This window comes from Flavisericum labens (assembly GCF_045446075.1).
Lineage (GTDB): Bacteria > Bacteroidota > Bacteroidia > Flavobacteriales > Flavobacteriaceae > Flavisericum > Flavisericum labens.
This window is the reverse complement of sequence record NZ_JBJJBQ010000002.1, coordinates 219,846-241,834: the sequence shown is the minus strand read 5'-3', so window position 1 is coordinate 241,834 and position 21,989 is coordinate 219,846. Positions and strand designations below refer to the sequence as shown.

Below are 21,989 nucleotides of genomic sequence, written 5' to 3'. Positions count from 1 at the left end.
GAATAGTTTTTTAGATATTTAAAGAGGAGTTGTTAACAACTGTCAAATTGTTTTTCCACTAACTTTTAAGCATATCAAACTATTTATTTTATGAATATTAAATGAATAAAAAAGCAAGCTAAAAATTAGCTTGCTTTTTTGTGGGGAGAGCAGGATTCGAACCTGCGAAGTTAAAAAACAACAGATTTACAGTCTGTCCTCGTTGGCCGCTTGAGTATCTCCCCAAAACCGAGGGCAAATATATTATTGTTTATTTATACTGCAAACAAAAAAGATACTATTTTTATAAAAATTTCATCCATTTTAATGTGGTTTGATTTTTGTATTTTTCAATTCTAAATGAAATATTTATTTTTTCTTTTTTTTGTTATATCCACTTCAGCTTTTTCTCAAGAAACCGTTGAAGCAACCTTGATACAATCAACCAAAATAGAAGTTGACACCTTAGTTTCAGTTGATAATTTTGGAACCGTTTATTTTACGAAGAACGATGTGTTTTACAAAAAAGACACATCCAAAAGCATATCTTACAATAATTTGCAGTTAGGCAGCTTATATTCTGCCAACACATTCAACCCTTTAAAAATAAATCTGTTTTACAAAGATTTTAATACCCTTGTAATTCTCGATAATAGGCTGGCCGAAATTTTTAAGATAGATTTTAACCTGCTAACACCTTACAAAAATGTAACGCACGTCTCTACCGGTTTTGACAATACCATTTGGATTTTTAACCAGGACCAACAAAAATTAGAACTGTTTGATTACAAAACACGAACTACTCGTGCACAAACAGCACCCGTGAAAAATATGGTCTTAGACCTTAAAAGTAATTACAATTATTGCTGGTTACTTACAAAAAACCACCTATATATTTACAATTACTTTGGTGCTTTGGTAAGTAAAATTGAAAATTTAGGTTATACCGCTATTCAAATATTTAATAAAAACTGTTTCTTAAAAAAAGGCAACTCTCTTTATTACTTAAAAGAAAACACCAAAATACCGAAGGAAATAAAAATACCAAATTTATTGATACATGGGTTTTCAGTAACCAATGAAACCTTGTATATTTACGACAACAAAAACCTTCATGAATTGCAATTAAAAATCAATTGAAACTATGCATATTGCTGTTGCCGGAAATATAGGCGCCGGAAAAACCACTCTAACCAAATTGCTTGCAAAACATTATAAATGGGAAGCACAGCTTGAAGATGTTGTAGACAACCCTTACTTGGATGACTTTTATAACCAAATGGCACGTTGGAGTTTTAATTTACAGGTTTACTTTTTAAACAGCAGATTTAGACAAGTTTTACAAATTAGACAAAGTGGTAAAGATATTATTCAAGATCGTACTATCTATGAAGATGCACATATTTTTGCACCTAATTTACATGCCATGGGTCTGATGACTAATCGTGATTTTGAAAATTACAAAACACTTTTCGATTTAATGCAATCATTGGTACAGGGGCCAGACGTTTTAATTTATTTACGAAGCTCTATTCCTAATTTAGTATCACAAATACACAAACGTGGACGCGATTACGAAAATTCGATTAGCATTGATTATTTAAGTCGTTTAAATGAACGGTACGAAGCTTGGATTCACGGCTACGATAAAGGTAAACTACTTATTATTGATGTTGATAAATTAAATTTTGTTGACAATCCAGAACATTTAGGAAGTGTCATCAACACGATTGATGCCGAAATTAACGGTCTGTTTTAAGTTTGAATAAAGCCATTTTTTTTGGCATGCTCTATAGCTTGGTTGGTACTTTCAACCAAAAGCATAGGAGCTATTTTAAAGTTTTTGAAAAGTTCTTTAACCTGTTTCATTTTGGTTTTATGATTCACCTCTCTAAGATAAATAGCTAAAATATTTTGAGGATAATCTTCTGCAATTTCCAAATAAATATAGGGGTCATGCTCTCCGCTATCTCCAATTAAAATAAAACGTAAATCTGGATAGGTTTTTAAAATATTAAGGATTTCCTTTTGTTTTTGCGGTTTCTCTCCTCTTGCTTTATTTGAAAATGGCTTCGGAAAACTTCTCAGTATAATTGGACCTTTCGGAAATTGGTTCTTTTTTAAAAAATATTCCAGATACAGATAAAGATTCCATGGGCTATGGCTAACATAAAATATAGGGTTGGCTTCCTTACCGGTTTTTCCACGGTGAAGCAATTTATAAAACTCTGGCGTGCCCTCTAAGGCCAAGCGCCTGCCCGCTGATGTTAAAAAGGTATTGATAATAACTCGCCATTTCAAAATTGAAACCAAACCAGTGTGCAAAATGGTGTCGTCAATATCGCTAATGACTCCAAAAGATGCATTTTTCGAAGGAATGAGCATTTCGCCAGGAAAACGGTTATCTGATTGAATAGTTCGGTTTAGTTTTTCAGATTTATACGAAAACTCAAGGTTCACCCAGCCTTCCTCATTTACAAAGCCTAATAAATCCTCAATTTTTTTATCAAACAAAAAATACCCCCTTCGGTCTGTTTCGATTAAAAATTGTTCATTATTACTGAGCTTTACAATAAGTTTAGTGTTTTTTATTTCGTCTGTTTCAAAGCGTTTCCAAACATTAAACAACAACTTAAATGCTCCTTTTTGTTCTAAATCTATACTTTCGTCTTCGAGTGCTCTTCCTCTTAAATAGAGTCTATTTATAGTCCCGTATGTTTGGAATGCAATAATTTGCAATGAATCTCTCTTGAACATGTTTTATTTTTAGAAATGCTATAGCACAACTTTCTTACGGCTATCAATTTAAGCAATAATACCAGAAGAATCAATTATCAATAGCCTACTTCATAGTAAAGATGACAACCATAAACACACCATAACCTAAAACCAAAAAGAATCCTTTAAGCCTACTTATCTGAAATCTTTTAGGTAATAACATAAGCGGAATGAGTACTGCTGCAAACCCGAGCATCCATATTAAATCGTTGGTTAGTATTTGTGGTTCGGTTACTGGTATAGATTTCACCAACGAAGTCAGTCCTAAAACAGAACCAATATTAAAAATATTAGAGCCTATTAAATTCCCCAAAGAGATAGCTTTTTCTTGCTTTGCCGCAGCAATTACTGAAGCGGCCAATTCGGGAACGCTAGTGCCTATTGCAATTAACGATACTCCAATTACGGCCTCACTTACACCAATAGAGCGTGCTATTTCTTTAGCCCCTTCAACGAGCCACTCACTACCAAAATAAAGCGCAAGTGCCCCAATTAACAACCAAAGAATAATTTTAAAATTTGAGACAATGGCCAGGGTATCATCAACTTCTTCTGGAACGGCATCCTTTTTAGAGATTTTAATGAGAACAAACAAAAAGACTAATAAACCAATAAATAAAACAGCTCCTTCAATAGCAGAAAGCACCTTATCATTCCAGAGAAAATAGTACAATAAAATTGAAAACACCATCATTACCGGCCAATTGAGCCTGTAAAAAGACCTATCAACAGAAATAGTTCCAACCATGGCGGTAACACCTAGAACCAAACCTATATTGGCGATATTAGACCCCACAACATTGTTAATAGCTATTGCAGGTGAACCCAATAATGCCGCTTGAAGACTAACCAGCAACTCGGGAGCTGAGGTAGCAAAAGAGACCACGGTCATTCCAATGACCATCTTAGATATATTAAACTTAAATGACAAGGCAACGGAAGAACGCACCAAGAACTCGCCCCCTATAACCAACAAGATAAATCCAAGAATAACCAAAAGTATACTCATACCGAACATTTTTTGCGAATATAATTGAAAGTTGAAAGCTAATATGGTTTGGGTTATGATTTTTTTAATTTACCACATAACAAATCAAAAGCTGCACTTTTGATTTTTTCTTAATGAAAAAGATAAAACCATCAAAAATTAACGATTTTGAAATAAAATCGCCCTTGGTTTTAAAAAACCGAATCAAAATCACTCTACAATTATTACAATTTATAACATATAATTGATTTATATGTTTCATATTAAAACTTAGATAAAGGAAGTCACAATCTTATTGAAATAAATTTCATTTTTACACTTACAAATTAGCATTCAAATTCATCGATTTTAATAAAAACGCTTGGTACTCATATTGGTAAAAATATATATTGAAAAACACGGGCAAAAGCGCCCTTTTTTACTAACCTTTTAAAACCTAAAATTATGATTACTCTTGCAAAAATTCTTATTGGAATATTACTCTTCATCATTTCAATGATTTAACCGAAACACTGTAAAACTTAGTCTAGAATAAGTTTTACTATTTTTGCAACAGTTAGCATCATTTAAATTAGTCCTACAAACAATTTACAATGACAACTTAAATGCCGTATTATATTTAAACTTGAAATGAAAAAAGCATTTTTTAAAATTTTAGCCAAAGCCAACAAAGCGATTTTACCAAGCTATTCTAAGCGACAATTAGATTTGTCTGAAGCGAGTAAACTACAGATGGCCATAATTGGATGGCGGTGGCATGTAACAAAAAATGCTCTAGATTAGTTATATCTAGCAACTAGCAATTCAAAAATAGAATATTTCTCATGTTCTGTTTCCCTTTCCCATTTTTGGTTGAAAAGGAAACGCTGAGGATTTTATACCTATAGTACCCAACTGAGATATCGGTACTCTTTTATTTAGAACTTTCTCCCATCTGGTTACCATAACGGTGGTAGTTTATTGAAATACTTTGTTCATTTAAATAATTAAGAAGTTCAAACCTACCATTTGGCATTGGTGTTCTATCAAAAATATTAATGTGCTTTTTATGAAGTGATACTCTGAACGTATCGTCAATTTCGTTTGTTAAACATCTTACAGTGGTTTCAAAATTAATATCTGGCACCAATTCGTCCCATGAACTAATCTTATGGACATCTTCAAATTCCAAACTAACCCCTGAGATAGAATACACCTCAACATCCAGTTTAAGCACCTTGCAAGCCGTGAGCACCATATCAAAGTGTTCCTGGGTAGTGTCTTGTCCAACTAACAAAAATACTTTATCCGACTTCAGGTATCGGCATGTGTTGTGCTGGCCTCTAATATGTGCATAATCAATTTCTTTATTAAAATGCGATAAAAAATGGAGCAAATAATTATTTTCTAACTCATCCATATTCACCGGTTTTGATGATAACAAATTCATGAACTGACGCACATAGTTAACACCTCCGGCCTTCATGCCAAAACCATAGCATGAGGCTTTCATGCCTCCAAATGGCTGACGCATTACAATAGCCCCTGTTGTACCTCTATTAGCATACAAATTACCGGCTATCACTTTGTTTTTCCAATAACGTACCTCCTCTCTAGCCAACGATTCAATACCACTTGTTAATCCATATTCCACGCCATTCACTTTATCTATTGCATCTTGCAGTCCATTGGCTTTCATCACAAAAAGTATAGGCCCAAAAAGCTCATTTTTATAACCATAATCTTCGGTTGTAATACCCCACTTTATTCCTGGTTTTAAGAGGTATTCCCCTTCTAACTCTGGTTTTAGAAGCCAATCTTTATCATCAGTATTTTCAATAACGTGTTTGATTCGTTCGTTAACCGGGACAGCCAACGGGCCAACCACTGTATGAAAATCCCATGGATCACCATAGATTCTACTTTCTGCAGCATCTTTCAATAACTCCTTAAAATGATTATCATTAAACACTTCCTCTTCTAATATAAGTAACGAAGTTGCTGAACATTTTTGCCCTGTATTACCAAAAGCCGATTGTACCACATTTTTGATGGCTTGATCACGGTCTGATAATGCCGTAACAATCGTTGAATTTTTACCTCCTGTTTCTGCATAGAGATTTAATTGCGGATTACGATTCAATAAAAATTGAGCCGTTGCTGTACCTCCAGTTAAAATAACTGCATCAAAGACATTGCCTTCGGCTAAAAAGGCATCGAGATTTGATTCTTCAGTAGGCAAAAAAGCAAAAGCACTTTTAGGCACTCCGGCATCCCACAAACATTTACTAATAAGGTAAGCACATGCTGCCGCATTTTGTGAAGGTTTTAAAATCACCCTTTTACCTGCACATAAAGAAGCCAAAACCCCACCTATTGGAATGGCTATTGGAAAATTCCAAGGCGATAAAACCAGGTTCACACCCGAGCATTCATAATCTACGTCTTCAGCTTCAATATCTAACAAGTTTTGGGTATAAAAATTGGCAAAATCAATGGCTTCAGATACCTCTACATCAACTTCTGCAGCCGTTTTACCTAACTCTTCAATAGCTACCGCAATAAGGTCGCCACGACGCTCTTCCATAATAACTGCAGCTTTCCTTAATAGTTTGACTTTTTTCGGTGTAGGAAGTTCGTGCCATTCCGAATTGCCTTCAACAAATTCTTTATAGTCACTTTCTGTGGCTAGTTCATACTGCCATGGTAATTCGCCTTTCCAGTTTTCTTGCTTTACAACATCTCTTTTCCCCTCAGGTTTATTGCTCACTACTGGTATCACATCGCCAACAACATCCGTTGGGTTCTCCCAACGCTTCTTGACTTCTGCTATCCAAATTCGGTTATCTTCACGAGTCCAATCTGTATCTGGAACATTTTTAAATTTCTTTTGAATCTTAACTTTTTGAGCAGAACGATTCTGGTTACGATTTGGTGTAATTTTCACAACATCCATTTTACCCAAAGAATCGAGAAAATGTTGCTGTAACTCTTCCCACTTATCGGAATCCACATCTAGATTAAACCCTTCACGTAAGAAGTTTCCTTTTTGCGTTCCTTCATCTAATCGGCGCACCAAATAAGCAATGGCATTATTATAGTCACTTTCCTTTACAATAGGTGTATAAAGCAGCACATTCATACCTTTTCTAACAATTTCCATTACGGTACCTTGTGCTACACCTTCCAACATTTCAAAATCAACATAATTTGAAATATCTTGAGCTTCAACAAGTTTTAGGGCGAATGCTAAATCAAAAATATTATGGGAGGCCACCCCTACGTTAAGGCTTTTAACCTTCTCAGAATCTAAAAGCTGAAGAAGCACCCTCTTATAATTGGCATCTGTTTCTAATTTAGTATTGTAAGTAGCTAATGGCCAATCTTTCATCGAAGCTTCTGTCATCTCCATTTCCAGATTAGCTCCTTTTACTATGCGAACTTTAACTGGCGCACCTCCATTTTTAACTCGTTTTATAGCCCATTCCTGAAGCTCGAAAACTTCATTAAACGCATCGGGCAAATAGGCTTGGATAACAATTCCGGCTCGTAAGGATTTAAATTCTTCCTGTTCTAATGCTTTTTTAAACGTTGCCAATGTAATGGACAGGTCGCGGTATTCTTCCATATCCATATTTACGAACTTCTGGATACCCGTTTCCTTTTCTATACGAAGCACCTCACGGTAAATTATAGAAAGTTTTTCTACCAAAATATCCACCACTTTATCGTGAGCAATCGATTCGATTTGAGAATAAATGGTTGATGCTTTAATAGAGATGTAGTCCACCTCCTTTTGATTTAACAACCTGCAATACTCCTCTATTCTTTTTTCCGCCTCTTTTTCACCAATTAATGCCTCACCAATAAGGTTTACATTTAATTGAATATTTTGTTTTTTACGCTTTTGGTAGTGTTCTTTATATTTCTTATCGCCAACAAAATAAACTACTGGGCTGGTAACATCTTGTATTTCTTTTAGCATTAATGGCACACTAACAGAGGGTAATTTATAACCTATTATATTGAACAATCTTACTAGCGCTTTTTCTTGGGTATTAAATAATTTTTTATGCGCATCGGTACTTTTAAAAAGGCGGTGTACGTAGGTTGATATTCTAGAATAATTTTTACTTCTGAATGCCACATCCATTAAACGAATTAAAAATATCTTTCCTTTAGGCGATTTTATAATGGGGCCAATACGTTTTCCGAATGGATTTGGCGGAGACTTCCTTCTTGGTTTTTGGAGTCCCACGGCTATATTTAGCACTTTATCTATTTGCTTAGTAGATAATTTAAATGACATATATTGTTGTGTTTTTTTCGATTAATTTCAGATTCTAAAAACTACTTCAACCTTCATTACAAACCATATTTTTCAGGTTAAAATATTTTCGCCAAATGTAGCGATAGCTATTCGGAATTCATAGTATTTTTAAATTATATTAACAATTATTGAACAGATTAACCAAATTCCCTAATTTCTTTCAAAACACAGTCAGTATTTAGCTTGATTTTTTTGTTATTTAGAGTGTTTGATACTGCCTTCGGTAAGCCATTTTAACGGTCGTAATTTATGTTTCCCATAAATCATGTTAATGTCGGTCACAGATGAAAACAAAAAAAACCCTAACACGAAATGTGCTAGGGTTTTATTGTGACCACGCCAGGATTCAAACCTGGAACCTCTTGAGCCGTAATCAAGTGCGCTATTCAGTTGCGCCACGTGGCCTTTTTAAGTGGGTGCAAATATACATTTTTTCTTAGAATAGAAACAAATCTTATTTAATTTAATTTTATAAAAAAATATGATAATTTTAGGCTTCTATTAAAATGCAGTTTATCAGTAGATATGTAACTATTGTTACGGGCTTTATATCAGTAAAGGTTAATTTTAAGCCCTGTTTTTCGTCATAAAACAAGAACCGATAAATACCGTTAATTATGACCAAGTTTTCAGAAATAATAAATCAAGACCAACCTGTTTTAGTCGATTTTTTTGCAGAATGGTGCGGCCCATGCAAAATGATGTCCCCTATTCTAAAAGAAGTTAAAGATGATTTGGGCAACCGAATAGCTATTATTAAAATTGATGTGGACAAAAACCAAACATTAGCTTCGAAATACAAAGTTCGGGGAGTGCCGACTTTAATGTTATTCAAGCAAGGGAAAATGGTTTGGAGGCAATCTGGTGTTGTTCAAAAGGATGAAATCATCGGCTTATTAAACAATTCGCGTTAATGGACTTATCTGAATCGTTTTGGGATAACCGCTATAAAAATGGTAATATAGGCTGGGATTTGGGTGGGGTATCCCCCCACTAAAATCCTATTTTGACCAATTGGATAATAAGAATCTGCAAATATTAATTCCAGGCGGCGGAAATTCATATGAAGCAGAATATCTTCACTCTAAAGGCTTTAAAAATACTTATGTGGTCGACATATCTCAAATGGCCTTGTCTAACTTAAAAAATCGAGCCAACAACTTTCCTGAAGAACACCTCATTCACAAAGATTTTTTCACATTAGACATACGTTTTGATATAATTATTGAACAAACATTCTTTTGCGCCATACATCCACAACTAAGACCTGAATACGCTAAAAAGGCGCAAGAGCTACTCTTTCCTAACGGCAAAATGATTGGCTTACTTTTTAATGTACCCCTTAACCAAGACCAACCACCCTTTGGAGGAAACAAGGCTGAATACAAAACCTACTTTGGACCTTATTTTAACATTCAAATTATGGAAGAGGCTTATAACTCTCATAACTCCAGAACTGGAATAGAACTATTTTTTAAAATGTCTAGAAAGTCTTAATTTTCTCTAACTACGCTTCTTCCTTAGCTTTAGTAAATCATTTTCTTAGATAAAGTATTCCGAAAAGGTTCCTGATTAGGGTAACCTTTGTTACAGACACATCAAGAGTTCGAACTTACTTTTGCATCAACAAAAAGAACTATTGATGCGAAAAATAATTCCAATCCTGCCCATAATACTTTTGTTCTGGAGCATGCTTTTGCCCGCACAGCAATCCATTTCAATATCCAAAACAGAGGTTCTGTCAAGAGTTTCAGAAAAGAATACCTCAATTAAAATTTCTGAAGAAGAATTTAACCAAGCTAAGGCAGATTACAGACAGACCAATGCCATCTTCTTGCCTAATATTACGGCTAGTCACACCGGTATTTCTACAACTAATCCATTAATGGCGTTTGGATCAAAATTAAATCAGGAAATTTTAACGCAAGCCGATTTTAATCCAGCTTTGTTAAACGACCCAGATCAAATTAAAAACTTTGCTACCAAATTTGAAATACAGCAACCTTTAATTAATGTAGACGGTATTTTTCAGCGTAAAGCAGCTAAATCGAAAATGGAAGCCATGTCTTTAAAAACACAGCGTACCGAAGATTATTTAACATTTGAAGTCGATAAAGCCTATATGCAATTACAATTAGCTTACAAAGCGGTTGATGTGCTGGAAAAGGCATTAGAAGCGGCTAACGCAAATAAAAAACTTGCCGACAACAGTTTTGAGCAAGGCTACTTACAACGAGCCGATGTGTTAAATGTTGAAGTACGTGTAACCGAAGTTAAAAACCAGTTACAACAAGCTAAAAGTAATGTACAAAACGCATCTAATTACTTGTCATTTTTAATGAATGACAAAGTATTTGTAGTCTATAAACCAAGTGATAACTTATCCGTTTTAGTTCGTACTATGGAAGTTAAAACCTTATCGGAAAATCGTAGCGATATTAAAGCTATGCAATTGGCAAGTAATGCTTATGAGGCAATGAGTAAAGCCGATAAAATGGCATTTTTACCACGTTTAAATGCATTTGGAAGCTATGAAATGTACGACGATAAAATCTTTCAAGCTGACGCTAATGGATACATTGTTGGAGCGCAATTAAGTTGGGATATTTTTAAAGGCTCTAAACGTTTCGGACAAGCACAAAAAAGTAAAGCTGAATTTGAAAAATCTAAACTAGAATACAACCAATATGTATCAAAAAGTAAGCTTGAACTCAACAAAGCAAAACGCATGTTAATCGATGCCGAAAACAAACTGAATCTTTCAAAATTAGCTTTAGACCAATCGGAAGAATCCTTAAGAATTCGTACCAATCGTTTTAAAGAAGGTTTAGAAAAAACATCCGATTTATTAATGGCAGAAACGCAATTCGCACAAAAACAATTAGAACATTACCAAACCATTTTTGAATACAATTACGCTTTAGCATACGTCAATTTTTTAACTCATGAATAGAATGCAGTTAGCAGCATGCAGTCGGAGTACTCATTAAATGAAACAAAAACATAAAATCAATACAATGAAAAGACTATATACCACATTAACACTTGCAGTCGCTTTTTTAATAGCTAGTTGCGGTAGTGAAGATAAAAAAGCAGTTACCGATAATTCGCCTGTTATCCCTGTAAAGGTTTCAAAAGTTACCGATAATAACCACAATCCATTTTTATCGGTAAGCGGAAAAATACAAGCCAAAAACAGTGCTAATCTTAGTACCAGAACAATGGGTTACGTAAACAGCGTCCCTGTTAATGTTGGAGACAAAGTCAACAAAGGACAATTGCTTGTGGCTATTAATAATGTCGATTTACAAGCCAAACGCGCACAAGTCAATGCCAATATCACCAAAGCTGCAGCAGCATATAATAATGCGAAAAAAGATTACGAGCGCTTCCAAGCCTTATTTGCCCAAAACAGTGCTTCCCAAAAAGAGGTGGATGATATGACGGCAAACTATGAGATGGCTAAAGCTGGTCTTGAAGCTGCAAAACAAATGAAAACCGAAATTAATGCACAGTTTGCATATACCAATATCACAGCACCCTTTAGCGGTGTAATTACAAGTAAAACAGTAAAAAATGGCGATATGGCAAATCCTGGTCAACCTTTAATTTCTATAGAAGCACCAGGTGATTTTGAAGTGACGGCCATGGTACCAGAAACCGAGATTTCAGGAATAAAAAAAGACGCAAAAGTCAGTGTAAACGTAAAATCTATTAACCAAACTATTTCTGGAAAAATTACAGAAGTGAGTACATCAGCAGCACAAACTGGTGGGCAATATTTAGTAAAAATAGCACTAGATAAAACCGATGCTAATATTTTATCAGGAATGTTCACAACAGTACAATTCCCTATAGAAAGAAAAGCTGAAACATCTTTGATTATAGTGCCAAAAGATGCTATTGTAACTAACGGACAATTAAGCGGAATCTTCACTGTAAGCCAAAGCAACACAGCCATTTTACGTTGGTTGCGATTAGGAAGAACTTTTGGAAATCAAGTAGAGGTATTATCCGGTTTAAATGCTAATGAAAGCTATATCGTTTCAGCGAAAGGAAAATTATTTAATGGAGTGAAGATAAGCCTTTAGTGATGGTATTCAGCAGGTTGAATACATCTATAGGTTTTAGTGCCAATCCTGTTAGGTTTAAAAAAACCTAACAGGTAAAAGTAAAAAAATATTAACTAAAAAATAACCCGTATTAATTCTCCCCTTTGGGGAGTTTGAGGGGCCGATTATGAAAGAAGGTTTAGCAGGAAAAATAGCCAAAGTCTTTATGACATCGAAGCTTACAGTGCTTTTAATGATAGTCTTTATGGTTATTGGTGTATACAGTTCATTTTTGATTCCGCGTGAAGAAGAGCCACAAATTGATGTGCCTATGGCAGATATTTTTGTAGGTTATCCTGGCGCAAGTCCAACCGAAGTCGAATCTAGAGTCATCAAACCTTTAGAGCAATTAATTTCGAATATTAAAGGTGTAGAATATGTGTATTCTACCTCTATGAAAGAGCAAGGCATGGTCATCGTTCAGTTTTATGTTGGCGAAGATATCGAGCGTTCTTTTGTAAAATTATACAACGAGATCAATAAGCACATGGACCAAATGCCGGAAGGCGTGACGTTTCCGTTGGTAAAAACACGGGCTATTGATGATGTACCCATGTTAGGTTTAACCTTGTGGAGTGAGAATTATGACGACTTCCAATTAGGGCAAATGGCTCTAGAATTAGAAGCCGAAATTAAAAAGATAAACGACGTAGCTATTACCCATAAAATTGGTGGCAGGGAACGTCAAGTGCGGATTGTTCTAGATAAAGATAAATTAGCCGCTTCAGGATTAGACTTTTTATCGGTTTCTGAAATGATAAAAGCAAACAACGCGCAGTTAAATTCAGGAACGTTCGATAAAAATGACACCGAATTCGTTGTAAACACTGGTAAGTTTTTAGAATCGGCAACCGATGTTGAAAATCTAGTCGTTGGTGTGCAACAAAACCAACCTATTTATTTAAAACAAGTTTCAAAAATTATTGATGGACCAGAAGTACCACAAAACTATGTGAGCTTAGGATTTGGTCAAGCTAGCGAAAAAGCAAGCAATTTCAAATCAGAATATCCAGCAGTTACCATTTCGGTGGCAAAACGAAAAGGTGCCGATGCTATGAAAATAGCCGATGTGATTATCGATAAAGTAGAACATTTACGTCAAAACCTAATTCCAGACGATGTACATGTAGAAATCACAAGAAACTATGGTGAAACGGCATCACACAAGGTTTCAGAATTATTATTACACCTTATTGGCTCTATCATTGCAGTAACATTTGTCGTGATGCTAGCCATGGGTTGGCGTGGTGGATTGGTGGTGTTTTTATCGGTTCCCATCACCTTTGCCTTAACCCTGTTAAGCTACTACATGTTAGACTATACACTTAATCGTATTACACTTTTTGCTTTAGTATTTGTAACAGGTATTGTGGTAGACGATTCCATTATTATTGCCGAAAATATGCATAGGCATTTTAAAATGAAACGTTTGCCTTTTAAACAAGCCGCTTTATATGCCATTAACGAAGTAGGTAACCCAACTATTTTAGCCACTTTTACGGTAATCGCCTCGGTATTGCCTATGGCATTTGTATCTGGTTTAATGGGGCCATATATGGCACCAATGCCGATAGGAGCTTCTATTGCCATGATTTTATCATTGTTCGTCGCATTGACTATTACACCCTATTTAGGTTATATTTTCTTAAGAGAAAAAGATAAAAAAGGGACCGAAGAAAAACCCGAAAAACCATTAGAAGAAACTTCTATATACAAGTTTTACGAAAAATTTGAACGCCCATTAATTGAAAGCTCAGCAAAACGTTGGTTGTTTTTAGGAGGAACATTCATCTTACTAATGGGAACGATGGTCATGTTTTTCACCAATTCTGTTGTCGTTAAAATGCTACCTTTTGATAACAAAAACGAGTTTCAAGTGGTTATTGATATGCCAGAGGGCACAACTTTAGAGCGTACAGCATTGGTGGCTAAAGAGGTTTCGCAATACTTATCAACGCGACCTGAAGTGGTTAATTATCAAAATTATATTGGTACGTCGGCGCCAATTACCTTTAATGGTTTAGTGCGTCATTACGATTTACGTGGCGGAAGCAATATGGCAGACATACAGGTCAATTTGGTGGATAAGGGAGAGCGCAGTGCTCAAAGTCATAACATAGCTAAATTATTGCGTCCAGACATTCAGAAAATTGCTTCAAAATATAATGCCAATGTGAAGTTAGTTGAAGTCCCACCAGGACCACCGGTATTATCGACATTAGTGGCAGAAGTTTACGGCCCAGATTACGACAAGCAAATGGAAATTGCCAACAAAGTACAAAACATCCTAAAAAACACTGACGATGTTGTAGATGTCGACTGGATGGTAGAAGCCAATCAAACGGAATTTCAATTCACCATAGATAAAGAAAAAGCTATGTTGTATGGTGTAGCTCCAAAACAAATTGTCTATACCATGAATATGGCCTTATCCAACAGACCATTAACTGTGTTGTATGATGAAGACGCCGTAAACCAAATAGGCTTGGTATTGGCTTTAGATGAAAAGGAAAAATCAACCATTCAAGATATTTCACAACTAAAAGTGAAATCGCAACAAGGTAATTTGGTTCCCATCGCAGATTTAGTATCAATTTCTGAAACCACAATCGCAAAAAACATTTACAGAAAGAATCAAAAACGTGTGGTTTACGTGATGGCAGATATGGCTGGCGAATTAGAAAGTCCAGCATACGCCATATTAGGTATGGAAGAGAAATTAAAAGAAATTTCGTTACCACAAGGCTATCAAATAAACGAAATATATTTAGGGCAACCAGAATTTGAAGATGATTATACCGTAAAATGGGATGGCGAATGGCAAATTACGCTGGAGGTATTTAGAGATTTAGGAATTGCCTTTTTAGGAGCCATTATCTTAATTTACATCTTAATTGTAGGTTGGTTTCAAAACTTTAAAGCACCAGTGGTGATGATGGTGGCCATACCATTATCAATGATAGGTATCATTTTAGGCCACTGGTTAATGGGTGCTTTTTTTACGGCAACCTCGTTTATTGGCATGATTGCGTTGGCAGGGATTATGGTGCGTAATTCGGTATTGTTAATCGACTTTATCAACCTGCGGTTAAACGAAGGCGTGCCGCTAAAGCAAGCAGCAATAGAAGCTGGCGCAGTAAGAACAACACCCATTTTACTCACTGCAGGGACCGTAGTAATAGGTGCGTTCGTAATCTTATTTGACCCCATTTTTCAAGGATTAGCCATATCGTTAATGGGCGGAACCATTGTGTCTACCTTCTTGACCTTATTGGTTGTACCACTAGTGTACTACATGATTGAGAAAAAGAATTATAAATAATGAGATTCTGAAACAAGTTCAGAATGACAAATAAAAAAATAATATGAAATTAGTATTAGTCACCGCAGTAGAGGAGTTTCATAAAGATATCATTAAGCTTTTCAAAAAAGCTGGGATAGAAAATTTTAGTGAATCTGAAATTGACGGCTATAAAAACAACCAAGCCCTAATTATGTCATCGAATTGGTTTGGAGCAGAAAATGCAGGAAACGAATCTGTTATGTTCTTTTCATTTACCGAGGAAAAATATATCGATGAGCTTTTCAAGCATATCATAGCGTTCAATGCCAACCTTGAAACCAACAACCCCATCAAGGCAGTGGTTGTTCCTGTTGAAAAATCAATATAATCAAAAAATTTAGGCAACATGTTAAACACTTATTTCAGAGTTATCGTAGGCTCCATGGTACTATTAAGTATCATTCTCACGATTTATGTAAACCAAAATTGGATGTGGTTTACCGTTTTTATTGGCATCAATTTAATTCAGTCTGCATTTACAAAATGGTGCTTATTAGAAACCATCTTGTTAAAACTGGGGGTTAAAAAATAAAATTCCCAGTTTTAAGCCCAACCAAGTTGCCCAAGCCCATACAAATTCCATTTTAAATTGCTATTTTTGGGCATGACCACAGACTTACTACAGGAAAAATTCGACCATATTTTTGATGCGGATCTTATTTCGGAAATTTCCGAAAAAGGCGTATTTAAAACATTCAAGCAAAACGAAATTATTATAGACATTAATCAACCTCTAAAATTTATTCCCCTACTCTTATCGGGTGATATTAAAATTTTAAGGGAAGACGATAATGGCAATGAACTCCTAATTTATTTCCTTGAGGCGGGCGAAACCTGTGCCATGTCCTTAACATGTTGTTTAGGCACTACAAAAAGTAAAATTAGGGCGGTGGCAGAAAAAGATTCTAGCCTAGTTCTAATTCCTGTTGAAAACATGCAAATATGGTTTCATAATAATGCCAGTTGGCGCGAATTCATTTTACAAAGTTACCAAATACGTTTTGATGAAATGCTTGATGCGATAGACAACCTTGCTTTTATGAAAATGGATGAGCGTTTGTACAAATACCTAAAAAACAAGGCCATGCTGCACAGCTCCAAAACTATTAACATCAAGCACCAAGACATCGCCGAAGACCTACACACATCGCGTGTGGTCATTTCCAGGCTCTTAAAACAGTTGGAAAACGAGAAGAAAATAAAACTAAGTCGCAATAAAATTGAAATAATCTAGGTAGCAACAATTTGGGCGCTACAACAGGGGTCGGGCTTTCACTACTCGCTGCGTCCTGCGTTGGCGAGCTTAAACAAACCGCTCAATCCCTAGCGCAACTAGCCCAGTGGCAACTGCAATTGTCTATCTTAAGTAACAATTGTTACATAGCTCAAAAAGCAACAAAATAACTTTACACATAACAATAATTCTATGGAATCTATTTTAAACCCTTGGCCGTGGTATTTTTCAGGCCCTTTAATAACATCGGTCATGGCCATTTTGCTCTATTTAGGAAAAACATTTGGCATGTCGTCAAATTTAAAAACCATGTGCACGATTGCAGGTGCAGGAAAATTTAATGATTTTTTCAAATTTAACTGGAAAGAACAATCTTGGAACCTGGTCGTTGTCCTTGGTGCCATTATTGGTGGCTTCATAGCTGTTAATTATTTATCTAATGATAGTGTAACCGACTTAAATCCAAAAACCATTGCAGAACTTCAACAAATGGGGTTTCAAAATTCAGGAGCTAGTTTGGTGCCTGATGAAATTTTCAGCTTTAAAAATCTAAAAGGGTTTTCCATTTTAATCATTGGAGGCCTATTGGTAGGTTTTGGTACCCGTTACGCCGATGGTTGTACATCTGGTCATGCCATTACTGGTTTAAGCAGTTTTCAAAAACCTTCGTTAATAGCAGTCATTGGCTTTTTTGTTGGCGGTTTAGTTATGGCCAATTTTCTTTTACCCTTAATATTTTAGTCTTATGAAATTTATAAAATTCTTATTGATTGGTATTTTTTTCGGAATTGTCTTGGTTAAATCTGAGGCCGTTTCATGGTATCGTATTTACGAAATGTTCAGGTTTCAGTCGTTCCATATGTACGGTATTATAGGCACCGCCATTGCCACGGGTATTCTATTTTTACAAATTTCTAAAAAAGGCTATATAAAGAGTATTACGGGTTCAGAAATTTTAGTTCCCAAAAAAGGAAAGGGCTTTACACGCTACATTCTTGGAGGTACTATTTTTGGTTTAGGTTGGGCACTTATTGGCACTTGCCCCGGCCCCATGTACATTCTATTGGGCACGGGTGTTTATGCCATGCTTATCGTAATTGGCGCAGCCATTTTAGGAACTTTTCTTTACGGTATATTAAAAAACAAACTGCCGCACTAAATGGATATTATCCAAATTTCAGGATATATTGGTGCATTATTAATTGGCCTAGTTTTAGGCCTCATTGGAGGTGGCGGTTCCATATTAACCGTTCCTGTCATGGTTTATATTTTAGGCCTAAACCCCATAGTTGCAACCGCCTATTCCCTATTTGTTGTAGGAACCTCATCGGTGGTTGGAACGCTTCAAAAATACCGAAAAGGTCTAGTCGACTTTAAAACAGGGCTTGCCTTTTCGTTCCCCTCATTCCTTGCAGTGTATTTAACTAGACGCTATTTGGTTCCTGCCATTCCAGATATTCTATTTTCTATCGGCAAAAATACGCTTACCAAAGATGTAGCCATCATGACTTTCTTCGCCATTATCATGTTGCTGGCGTCCGTTTCAATGATAAAAAAAGGAAATGATAAAGCATTACTCTCAGCAAAACAGCCATATTACAAAACTTTCATTCAAGGTCTTATAATTGGCACCATAACTGGTTTAATAGGAGCTGGTGGTGGCTTTCTTTATGTTCCTGCCTTGGTCCTTTGGGCTAAAATCCCCATGAAGAAAGCTGTAGGCACGTCACTAATCATCATTAGCATCAATTCGCTAATTGGATTCATGGGCGATGTTCAAACCTTGGATATAGATTGGTTATTTTTATTATCGTTTTCCTCAATAGCCATTTTTGGAATTCTTATTGGAGTATTCCTATCAAAATACTTTAGCGGTGAAAAACTAAAAAAAGGCTTTGGGATTTTTATATCAATCATGGCCATATACATCATTTACAAAGAGTTAAACTGAATCAAAAATGTAATAATAGTTACAAACTATTTTTCATGAATTGAATAAATTTGGTTAAATTATACCTATTCAAAAAAAGTTAAAACACAATATGAAAATTGAACAAATATACACGGGTTGTTTAGCGCAAGGGGCTTACTACATAGAATCTAATGGTGAAGTGGCCATTATAGACCCTTTAAGAGAGACCCAGCAGTATGTTGACAAAGCCAAAAAAGAAAACGGAAAAATTAAATATATTTTTGAAACCCATTTCCACGCCGATTTTGTTTCAGGTCATATCGATTTAGCGGAAAAAACAGGTGCGACCATAGTTTACGGCCCTGGTGCTGAAACCAATTATGACATCTATACCGCCAAAGACAACGAAGAGTTTAAGCTAGGAAACATAACTATAAAAGTATTACATACACCGGGCCACACTCTAGAATCGGTTACCTATCTACTATTGGACGAAAATGGTAAGGAGCACGCTATATTCTCTGGAGACACCCTATTTCTAGGTGATGTTGGCCGTCCTGATTTGGCCATAAAATCTGATTTAACAAAAGAAGATTTGGCTGAAATGCTGTATGATTCGTTGCGTAAAAAAATAATGACATTGCCTGACGACGTTATTGTTTATCCAGCGCACGGTGCGGGCTCAGCCTGTGGCAAAAACCTGAGCAAAGAAACAGTAGGTGTTTTGGGTGAACAGAAAAAAACAAACTACGCCTTGAGGGCCGATATGACGAAAGAAGAGTTTGTCAAGGAAGTTTTAACGGGCATAACGCCCCCACCCCAATATTTTGCAAAAAATGCGATGATGAACAAGATGGGATATGATGATTTTGAAGCTGTATTAAAAAAAGGAGATACCCCGTTATCACCCAAAGAATTTGAAATCATCGCCAATCAACAAGGAGCCTTGCTGCTTGATGTTCGGAAAGAAGAAGAATTTGCAAAAGCACACATTCCGAATTCAATATTTATAGGATTACATGGCTCATTTGCCCCTTGGGTTGGAGCGCTAATTACCAATTTAAAACAACCTATTTTGTTAGTCGTACCTAAAGGCAAAGAAAAAGAAGCCGTTACTCGTCTATCTCGTGTGGGCTATGACAACACACTTGGGTATTTAAAAGGAGGAATTGAAGCTTGGAAAGCGGCTGGAAAAGATATCGAAACCATCACTTCTATTTCCATCGACCAGTTTTCCAGTGATTTTAAGAATAAAGCCATTAAAGTTTTAGATGTTAGAAAAGACGGCGAATATAAATCAGAACATTTAAAAGGCGACCAAGTACAACATTTTGCTCTCGATTATATTAATGAGAACATGAGTTCCATTGATAAAAATAACACCTATTACCTGCATTGTGCCGGTGGATATCGCTCGTTAATTGCAGCGTCAATTTTAAAGGCACGAGGATTTGATAAGCTAGTTGATATTGCCGGTGGTTTTGGAGCCATAAAAAACAGTGACTTACCAACTACAGATTATGTTTGCCCAACAACATTATAAAACCAATTAAAATCAATAAGACATGAAAAAAAACATGGGAAGTTTAGACAAAGGAATTCGTGTAATAGCAGCTATTGCTATTGCCTTACTGTATTATTTTAACGTTATTTCTGGCACAATGGCTTACATATTAATGGCATTGGCTATTATCTTTTTAATCACAAGCTTTGTTAGTTTTTGTCCGCTATATGCTCCTTTAGGAATAAATACGTGTAAAACTAAAAAATGAAAACAACACTAGAAATACAAAACCTAAAATGTGGTGGTTGCGCAAAAACTATAGCGGAAGGACTGACTCACCTAAAAGGAGTTAACGATATTGTTGTAAACGTTGAAAATAGTAGTGTGACGTTTTCTTCTAAGGATGGAATGTCAAAATTACCTGAAGTAAAAACATTATTATTAAAACTGGGATATCCTGTTAAAGTTGATAAAAATGTGCTCACTACAAAAGCGAAATCTTTTGTAAGCTGTGCTGTTGGAAAAATAAGCACTTAAACAATTTCCGCACTCAGTCCAGCTTCGAGAAGAATTGAGCAACGGGGCTTTAAGTCATCGAAAAGTCCTGTTTTTACTGTACACTTTCCTTTGTAGTGTACAATTAAAGAACACTGTTCTGCTTGTTCTGGCGTGTGGTCGCATGCATATATCAGTGTTTCAATAACGTGTTCAAAAGTATTTACATCATCATTAAACAACACGATTTCGTTCTGTGTTAGAACATCTTCTTCCAATAATAATTCCTCTGATATTTTTTCTTTGGAACTCATAATACTCGTTTTTTTGGTAATTTTCTACTACTAATTTAAAAATTTTAAAGAAACCCAATTATTTCTTTCCAGCTTTTCCTCAAATTTTAACATATTTTTTTCACATTCTTCTTGAATAATAGGGATATCATCCTCATAGAAACCACTTAAAAACAACTGTCCCCCTTTATTTAAGCAAGATGCGTAAACCGTCATATCCTGTAACAAAATATTGCGATTTATATTGGCAATAATTATATCGTAGTTCTTGTTTTTTAAAACGGAAGCATCGCCCTCAATAACCGTAATATGGTCACAATTATTACGTTCAACGTTTTCTAAACTATTTAAATAGCACCAATTATCATAATCTACAGCATCAATGGGTTTTGCACCTTTCATCTCCGCAAGGATGGCCAATACACCAGTACCACAGCCCATATCCAACACCGATTTATCTTTAAAATCGTATTTTAAAATATGCTGAATCATCATATGTGTAGTTTCATGGTGCCCAGTACCAAAACTCATTTTTGGTTCTATGATGATGTCGAATTCGGTAGTTGTCTTATTATGAAACGGCGCACGAACGGTAACCAAACCATCTACTTCAATGGGGTTAAAATTTTTCTCCCATTCTTCGTTCCAGTTGGTTTGTTCTATTTCTTCATGGGAATAGCTTATTTCAAATTCATCCGAATTCAATATTTGTATATCATCTAAAATATTAGCACTCCAATCCTCTTTTTGAATATATGCGGTAACACCGTGTTCAGTTTCAACAAAACTTTCAAAACCAGCGTAACCTAACTCTGCGATTAGAATTTCTACGGCTGGTTGTAATGGGGTTACTTTAAAATAACATCCAATATAATTAGTATTTGACATAACTTAATTTTGAAAGCACAAAGATATACCTAAATAATAAAGCAACTATTTTTCGATAGTAATTTTAGTCCTTTGTAATTTTTTATTGTTTGAAAAAAGGTATTCCTTGATTTCTAAAAAACCAGGGAATACCTTTCATTATAAAATTTGGTTT

22 protein-coding genes and 2 tRNA genes are annotated in these 21,989 nt (G+C 35.4%); 17 read left to right on the top strand and 7 right to left on the bottom strand.

Features of this window, described 5'->3' with window-relative positions; translation table 11 throughout:
• Nucleotides 1-141: 141 nt before the first annotated feature.
• Nucleotides 142-224: transfer RNA gene (locus ACIEHO_RS04715), tRNA-Tyr, on the bottom strand.
• Between the two features lie 115 nt (nt 225-339).
• Here ACIEHO_RS04715 and ACIEHO_RS04710 point away from each other — a divergent pair.
• Nucleotides 340-1,119 (top strand): C2 domain-containing protein, encoded by a 780-nt coding sequence (locus ACIEHO_RS04710; protein ID WP_406969171.1) that lies wholly within the window; start codon nt 340-342, stop codon nt 1,117-1,119.
• A 4-nt stretch (nt 1,120-1,123) separates the two neighbouring features.
• Complete coding sequence (locus ACIEHO_RS04705; RefSeq protein ID WP_406969169.1) at nt 1,124-1,738, top strand: deoxynucleoside kinase; 615 nt, start codon at nt 1,124-1,126, stop codon at nt 1,736-1,738.
• Here the strand turns inward: ACIEHO_RS04705 and ACIEHO_RS04700 are convergent.
• Both ACIEHO_RS04700 and ACIEHO_RS04695 read right to left on the bottom strand, forming a co-directional pair.
• Nucleotides 1,735-2,736 carry an App1 family protein gene (locus ACIEHO_RS04700; RefSeq protein ID WP_406969167.1) on the bottom strand — a complete coding sequence of 334 codons (1,002 nt, stop codon included), beginning with the start codon at nt 2,734-2,736 and terminating at the stop codon, nt 1,735-1,737. The genes ACIEHO_RS04705 and ACIEHO_RS04700 overlap by 4 nt on opposite strands.
• Nucleotides 2,737-2,821: 85 nt before the next feature.
• Nucleotides 2,822-3,766 carry a calcium/sodium antiporter gene (locus ACIEHO_RS04695; RefSeq protein ID WP_406969165.1) on the bottom strand — a complete coding sequence of 315 codons (945 nt, stop codon included), beginning with the start codon at nt 3,764-3,766 and terminating at the stop codon, nt 2,822-2,824.
• A 609-nt stretch (nt 3,767-4,375) separates the two neighbouring features.
• Here ACIEHO_RS04695 and ACIEHO_RS04690 point away from each other — a divergent pair.
• The gene (locus ACIEHO_RS04690; RefSeq protein WP_406969163.1) at nt 4,376-4,528 is read left to right on the top strand and encodes an SsrA-binding protein; all 153 of its coding nucleotides are present in this window, start codon (nt 4,376-4,378) and stop codon (nt 4,526-4,528) included.
• 130 nt (nt 4,529-4,658) lie between these two features.
• On the opposite strand, the gene ACIEHO_RS04685 is transcribed toward ACIEHO_RS04690, so the two are convergent.
• A complete protein-coding gene (locus ACIEHO_RS04685; RefSeq protein ID WP_406969161.1) occupies nt 4,659-8,033 on the bottom strand; it encodes a proline dehydrogenase family protein in 3,375 nt (1,124 codons plus the stop codon).
• Between the two features lie 352 nt (nt 8,034-8,385).
• Nucleotides 8,386-8,459 (bottom strand) — tRNA-Arg (locus ACIEHO_RS04680).
• Between the two features lie 212 nt (nt 8,460-8,671).
• Between ACIEHO_RS04680 and trxA the strand changes: the two genes are divergently transcribed.
• The 14 genes from trxA to ACIEHO_RS04610 all read left to right on the top strand — a co-directional run bounded on the left by trxA (nt 8,672) and on the right by ACIEHO_RS04610 (nt 20,696).
• On the top strand, nt 8,672-8,968 hold the full coding sequence (gene trxA / locus ACIEHO_RS04675) for a thioredoxin (protein ID WP_406969159.1): 297 nt from the start codon (nt 8,672-8,674) through the stop codon (nt 8,966-8,968).
• 100 nt (nt 8,969-9,068) lie between these two features.
• Complete coding sequence (locus ACIEHO_RS04670) at nt 9,069-9,551, top strand: methyltransferase domain-containing protein (protein ID WP_406969157.1); 483 nt, start codon at nt 9,069-9,071, stop codon at nt 9,549-9,551.
• Between the two features lie 145 nt (nt 9,552-9,696).
• The gene (locus tag ACIEHO_RS04665; RefSeq protein ID WP_406969155.1) at nt 9,697-11,007 is read left to right on the top strand and encodes a TolC family protein; all 1,311 of its coding nucleotides are present in this window, start codon (nt 9,697-9,699) and stop codon (nt 11,005-11,007) included.
• Between the two features lie 64 nt (nt 11,008-11,071).
• Entirely contained in the window at nt 11,072-12,145 is a 1,074-nt protein-coding gene (locus tag ACIEHO_RS04660) for an efflux RND transporter periplasmic adaptor subunit (protein WP_406969153.1), read from the top strand.
• Nucleotides 12,146-12,293: 148 nt separating this feature from the next.
• Nucleotides 12,294-15,488, top strand: a complete 3,195-nt coding sequence (locus tag ACIEHO_RS04655; protein ID WP_406969151.1) for an efflux RND transporter permease subunit — start codon at nt 12,294-12,296, stop codon at nt 15,486-15,488.
• A 43-nt stretch (nt 15,489-15,531) separates the two neighbouring features.
• Nucleotides 15,532-15,837 carry a hypothetical protein gene (locus ACIEHO_RS04650; RefSeq protein ID WP_406969149.1) on the top strand — a complete coding sequence of 102 codons (306 nt, stop codon included), beginning with the start codon at nt 15,532-15,534 and terminating at the stop codon, nt 15,835-15,837.
• An 18-nt stretch (nt 15,838-15,855) separates the two neighbouring features.
• Nucleotides 15,856-16,041 (top strand): YgaP family membrane protein, encoded by a 186-nt coding sequence (locus ACIEHO_RS04645; protein ID WP_406969147.1) that lies wholly within the window; start codon nt 15,856-15,858, stop codon nt 16,039-16,041.
• A gap of 72 nt (nt 16,042-16,113) precedes the next feature.
• Complete coding sequence (locus ACIEHO_RS04640; RefSeq protein ID WP_406969145.1) at nt 16,114-16,743, top strand: Crp/Fnr family transcriptional regulator; 630 nt, start codon at nt 16,114-16,116, stop codon at nt 16,741-16,743.
• A gap of 192 nt (nt 16,744-16,935) precedes the next feature.
• Nucleotides 16,936-17,484, top strand: a complete 549-nt coding sequence (locus ACIEHO_RS04635; RefSeq protein WP_406969143.1) for a YeeE/YedE family protein — start codon at nt 16,936-16,938, stop codon at nt 17,482-17,484.
• Between the two features lie 4 nt (nt 17,485-17,488).
• A complete protein-coding gene (locus tag ACIEHO_RS04630) occupies nt 17,489-17,902 on the top strand; it encodes a DUF6691 family protein (protein WP_406969141.1) in 414 nt (137 codons plus the stop codon).
• Nucleotides 17,903-18,694, top strand: a complete 792-nt coding sequence (locus ACIEHO_RS04625) for a sulfite exporter TauE/SafE family protein (RefSeq protein ID WP_406969139.1) — start codon at nt 17,903-17,905, stop codon at nt 18,692-18,694.
• A 91-nt stretch (nt 18,695-18,785) separates the two neighbouring features.
• Nucleotides 18,786-20,198, top strand: a complete 1,413-nt coding sequence (locus tag ACIEHO_RS04620) for an MBL fold metallo-hydrolase (RefSeq protein WP_406969137.1) — start codon at nt 18,786-18,788, stop codon at nt 20,196-20,198.
• Nucleotides 20,199-20,220: 22 nt separating this feature from the next.
• Nucleotides 20,221-20,427: a YgaP family membrane protein gene (locus ACIEHO_RS04615; protein WP_406969135.1), complete on the top strand. Its 207-nt coding sequence runs from the start codon at nt 20,221-20,223 to the stop codon at nt 20,425-20,427.
• Complete coding sequence (locus tag ACIEHO_RS04610) at nt 20,424-20,696, top strand: heavy-metal-associated domain-containing protein (RefSeq protein ID WP_406969133.1); 273 nt, start codon at nt 20,424-20,426, stop codon at nt 20,694-20,696. Before ACIEHO_RS04615 ends, ACIEHO_RS04610 begins: the two co-directional genes overlap by 4 nt.
• On the opposite strand, the gene ACIEHO_RS04605 is transcribed toward ACIEHO_RS04610, so the two are convergent.
• Both ACIEHO_RS04605 and prmA read right to left on the bottom strand, forming a co-directional pair.
• Nucleotides 20,693-20,968 (bottom strand): ATP-dependent Clp protease adaptor ClpS, encoded by a 276-nt coding sequence (locus ACIEHO_RS04605; RefSeq protein WP_406969131.1) that lies wholly within the window; start codon nt 20,966-20,968, stop codon nt 20,693-20,695. The two genes, ACIEHO_RS04610 and ACIEHO_RS04605, sit on opposite strands and share 4 nt — an antisense overlap.
• A 30-nt stretch (nt 20,969-20,998) precedes the next feature.
• Nucleotides 20,999-21,835, bottom strand: a complete 837-nt coding sequence (prmA, locus tag ACIEHO_RS04600; protein ID WP_406969129.1) for a 50S ribosomal protein L11 methyltransferase — start codon at nt 21,833-21,835, stop codon at nt 20,999-21,001.
• Nucleotides 21,836-21,989: the final 154 nt, after the last annotated feature.

Bases quoted from the DNA above. Each gene is read 5' to 3' on its own strand.
- ACIEHO_RS04710 (WP_406969171.1), top strand. From the start codon at position 340: ATGAAATATTTATTTTTTCTTTTTTTTGTTATATCCACTTCAGCTTTT.
- ACIEHO_RS04705 (WP_406969169.1), top strand. From the start codon at position 1,124: ATGCATATTGCTGTTGCCGGAAATATAGGCGCCGGAAAAACCACTCTA.
- ACIEHO_RS04700 (WP_406969167.1), bottom strand. From the start codon at position 2,736: ATGTTCAAGAGAGATTCATTGCAAATTATTGCATTCCAAACATACGGG.
- ACIEHO_RS04695 (WP_406969165.1), bottom strand. From the start codon at position 3,766: ATGAGTATACTTTTGGTTATTCTTGGATTTATCTTGTTGGTTATAGGG.
- ACIEHO_RS04690 (WP_406969163.1), top strand. From the start codon at position 4,376: ATGAAAAAAGCATTTTTTAAAATTTTAGCCAAAGCCAACAAAGCGATT.
- ACIEHO_RS04685 (WP_406969161.1), bottom strand. From the start codon at position 8,033: ATGTCATTTAAATTATCTACTAAGCAAATAGATAAAGTGCTAAATATA.
- trxA (WP_406969159.1), top strand. From the start codon at position 8,672: ATGACCAAGTTTTCAGAAATAATAAATCAAGACCAACCTGTTTTAGTC.
- ACIEHO_RS04665 (WP_406969155.1), top strand. From the start codon at position 9,697: ATGCGAAAAATAATTCCAATCCTGCCCATAATACTTTTGTTCTGGAGC.
- ACIEHO_RS04660 (WP_406969153.1), top strand. From the start codon at position 11,072: ATGAAAAGACTATATACCACATTAACACTTGCAGTCGCTTTTTTAATA.
- ACIEHO_RS04655 (WP_406969151.1), top strand. From the start codon at position 12,294: ATGAAAGAAGGTTTAGCAGGAAAAATAGCCAAAGTCTTTATGACATCG.
- ACIEHO_RS04650 (WP_406969149.1), top strand. From the start codon at position 15,532: ATGAAATTAGTATTAGTCACCGCAGTAGAGGAGTTTCATAAAGATATC.
- ACIEHO_RS04645 (WP_406969147.1), top strand. From the start codon at position 15,856: ATGTTAAACACTTATTTCAGAGTTATCGTAGGCTCCATGGTACTATTA.
- ACIEHO_RS04640 (WP_406969145.1), top strand. From the start codon at position 16,114: ATGACCACAGACTTACTACAGGAAAAATTCGACCATATTTTTGATGCG.
- ACIEHO_RS04635 (WP_406969143.1), top strand. From the start codon at position 16,936: ATGGAATCTATTTTAAACCCTTGGCCGTGGTATTTTTCAGGCCCTTTA.
- ACIEHO_RS04630 (WP_406969141.1), top strand. From the start codon at position 17,489: ATGAAATTTATAAAATTCTTATTGATTGGTATTTTTTTCGGAATTGTC.
- ACIEHO_RS04625 (WP_406969139.1), top strand. From the start codon at position 17,903: ATGGATATTATCCAAATTTCAGGATATATTGGTGCATTATTAATTGGC.
- ACIEHO_RS04620 (WP_406969137.1), top strand. From the start codon at position 18,786: ATGAAAATTGAACAAATATACACGGGTTGTTTAGCGCAAGGGGCTTAC.
- ACIEHO_RS04615 (WP_406969135.1), top strand. From the start codon at position 20,221: ATGAAAAAAAACATGGGAAGTTTAGACAAAGGAATTCGTGTAATAGCA.
- ACIEHO_RS04610 (WP_406969133.1), top strand. From the start codon at position 20,424: ATGAAAACAACACTAGAAATACAAAACCTAAAATGTGGTGGTTGCGCA.
- ACIEHO_RS04605 (WP_406969131.1), bottom strand. From the start codon at position 20,968: ATGAGTTCCAAAGAAAAAATATCAGAGGAATTATTATTGGAAGAAGAT.
- prmA (WP_406969129.1), bottom strand. From the start codon at position 21,835: ATGTCAAATACTAATTATATTGGATGTTATTTTAAAGTAACCCCATTA.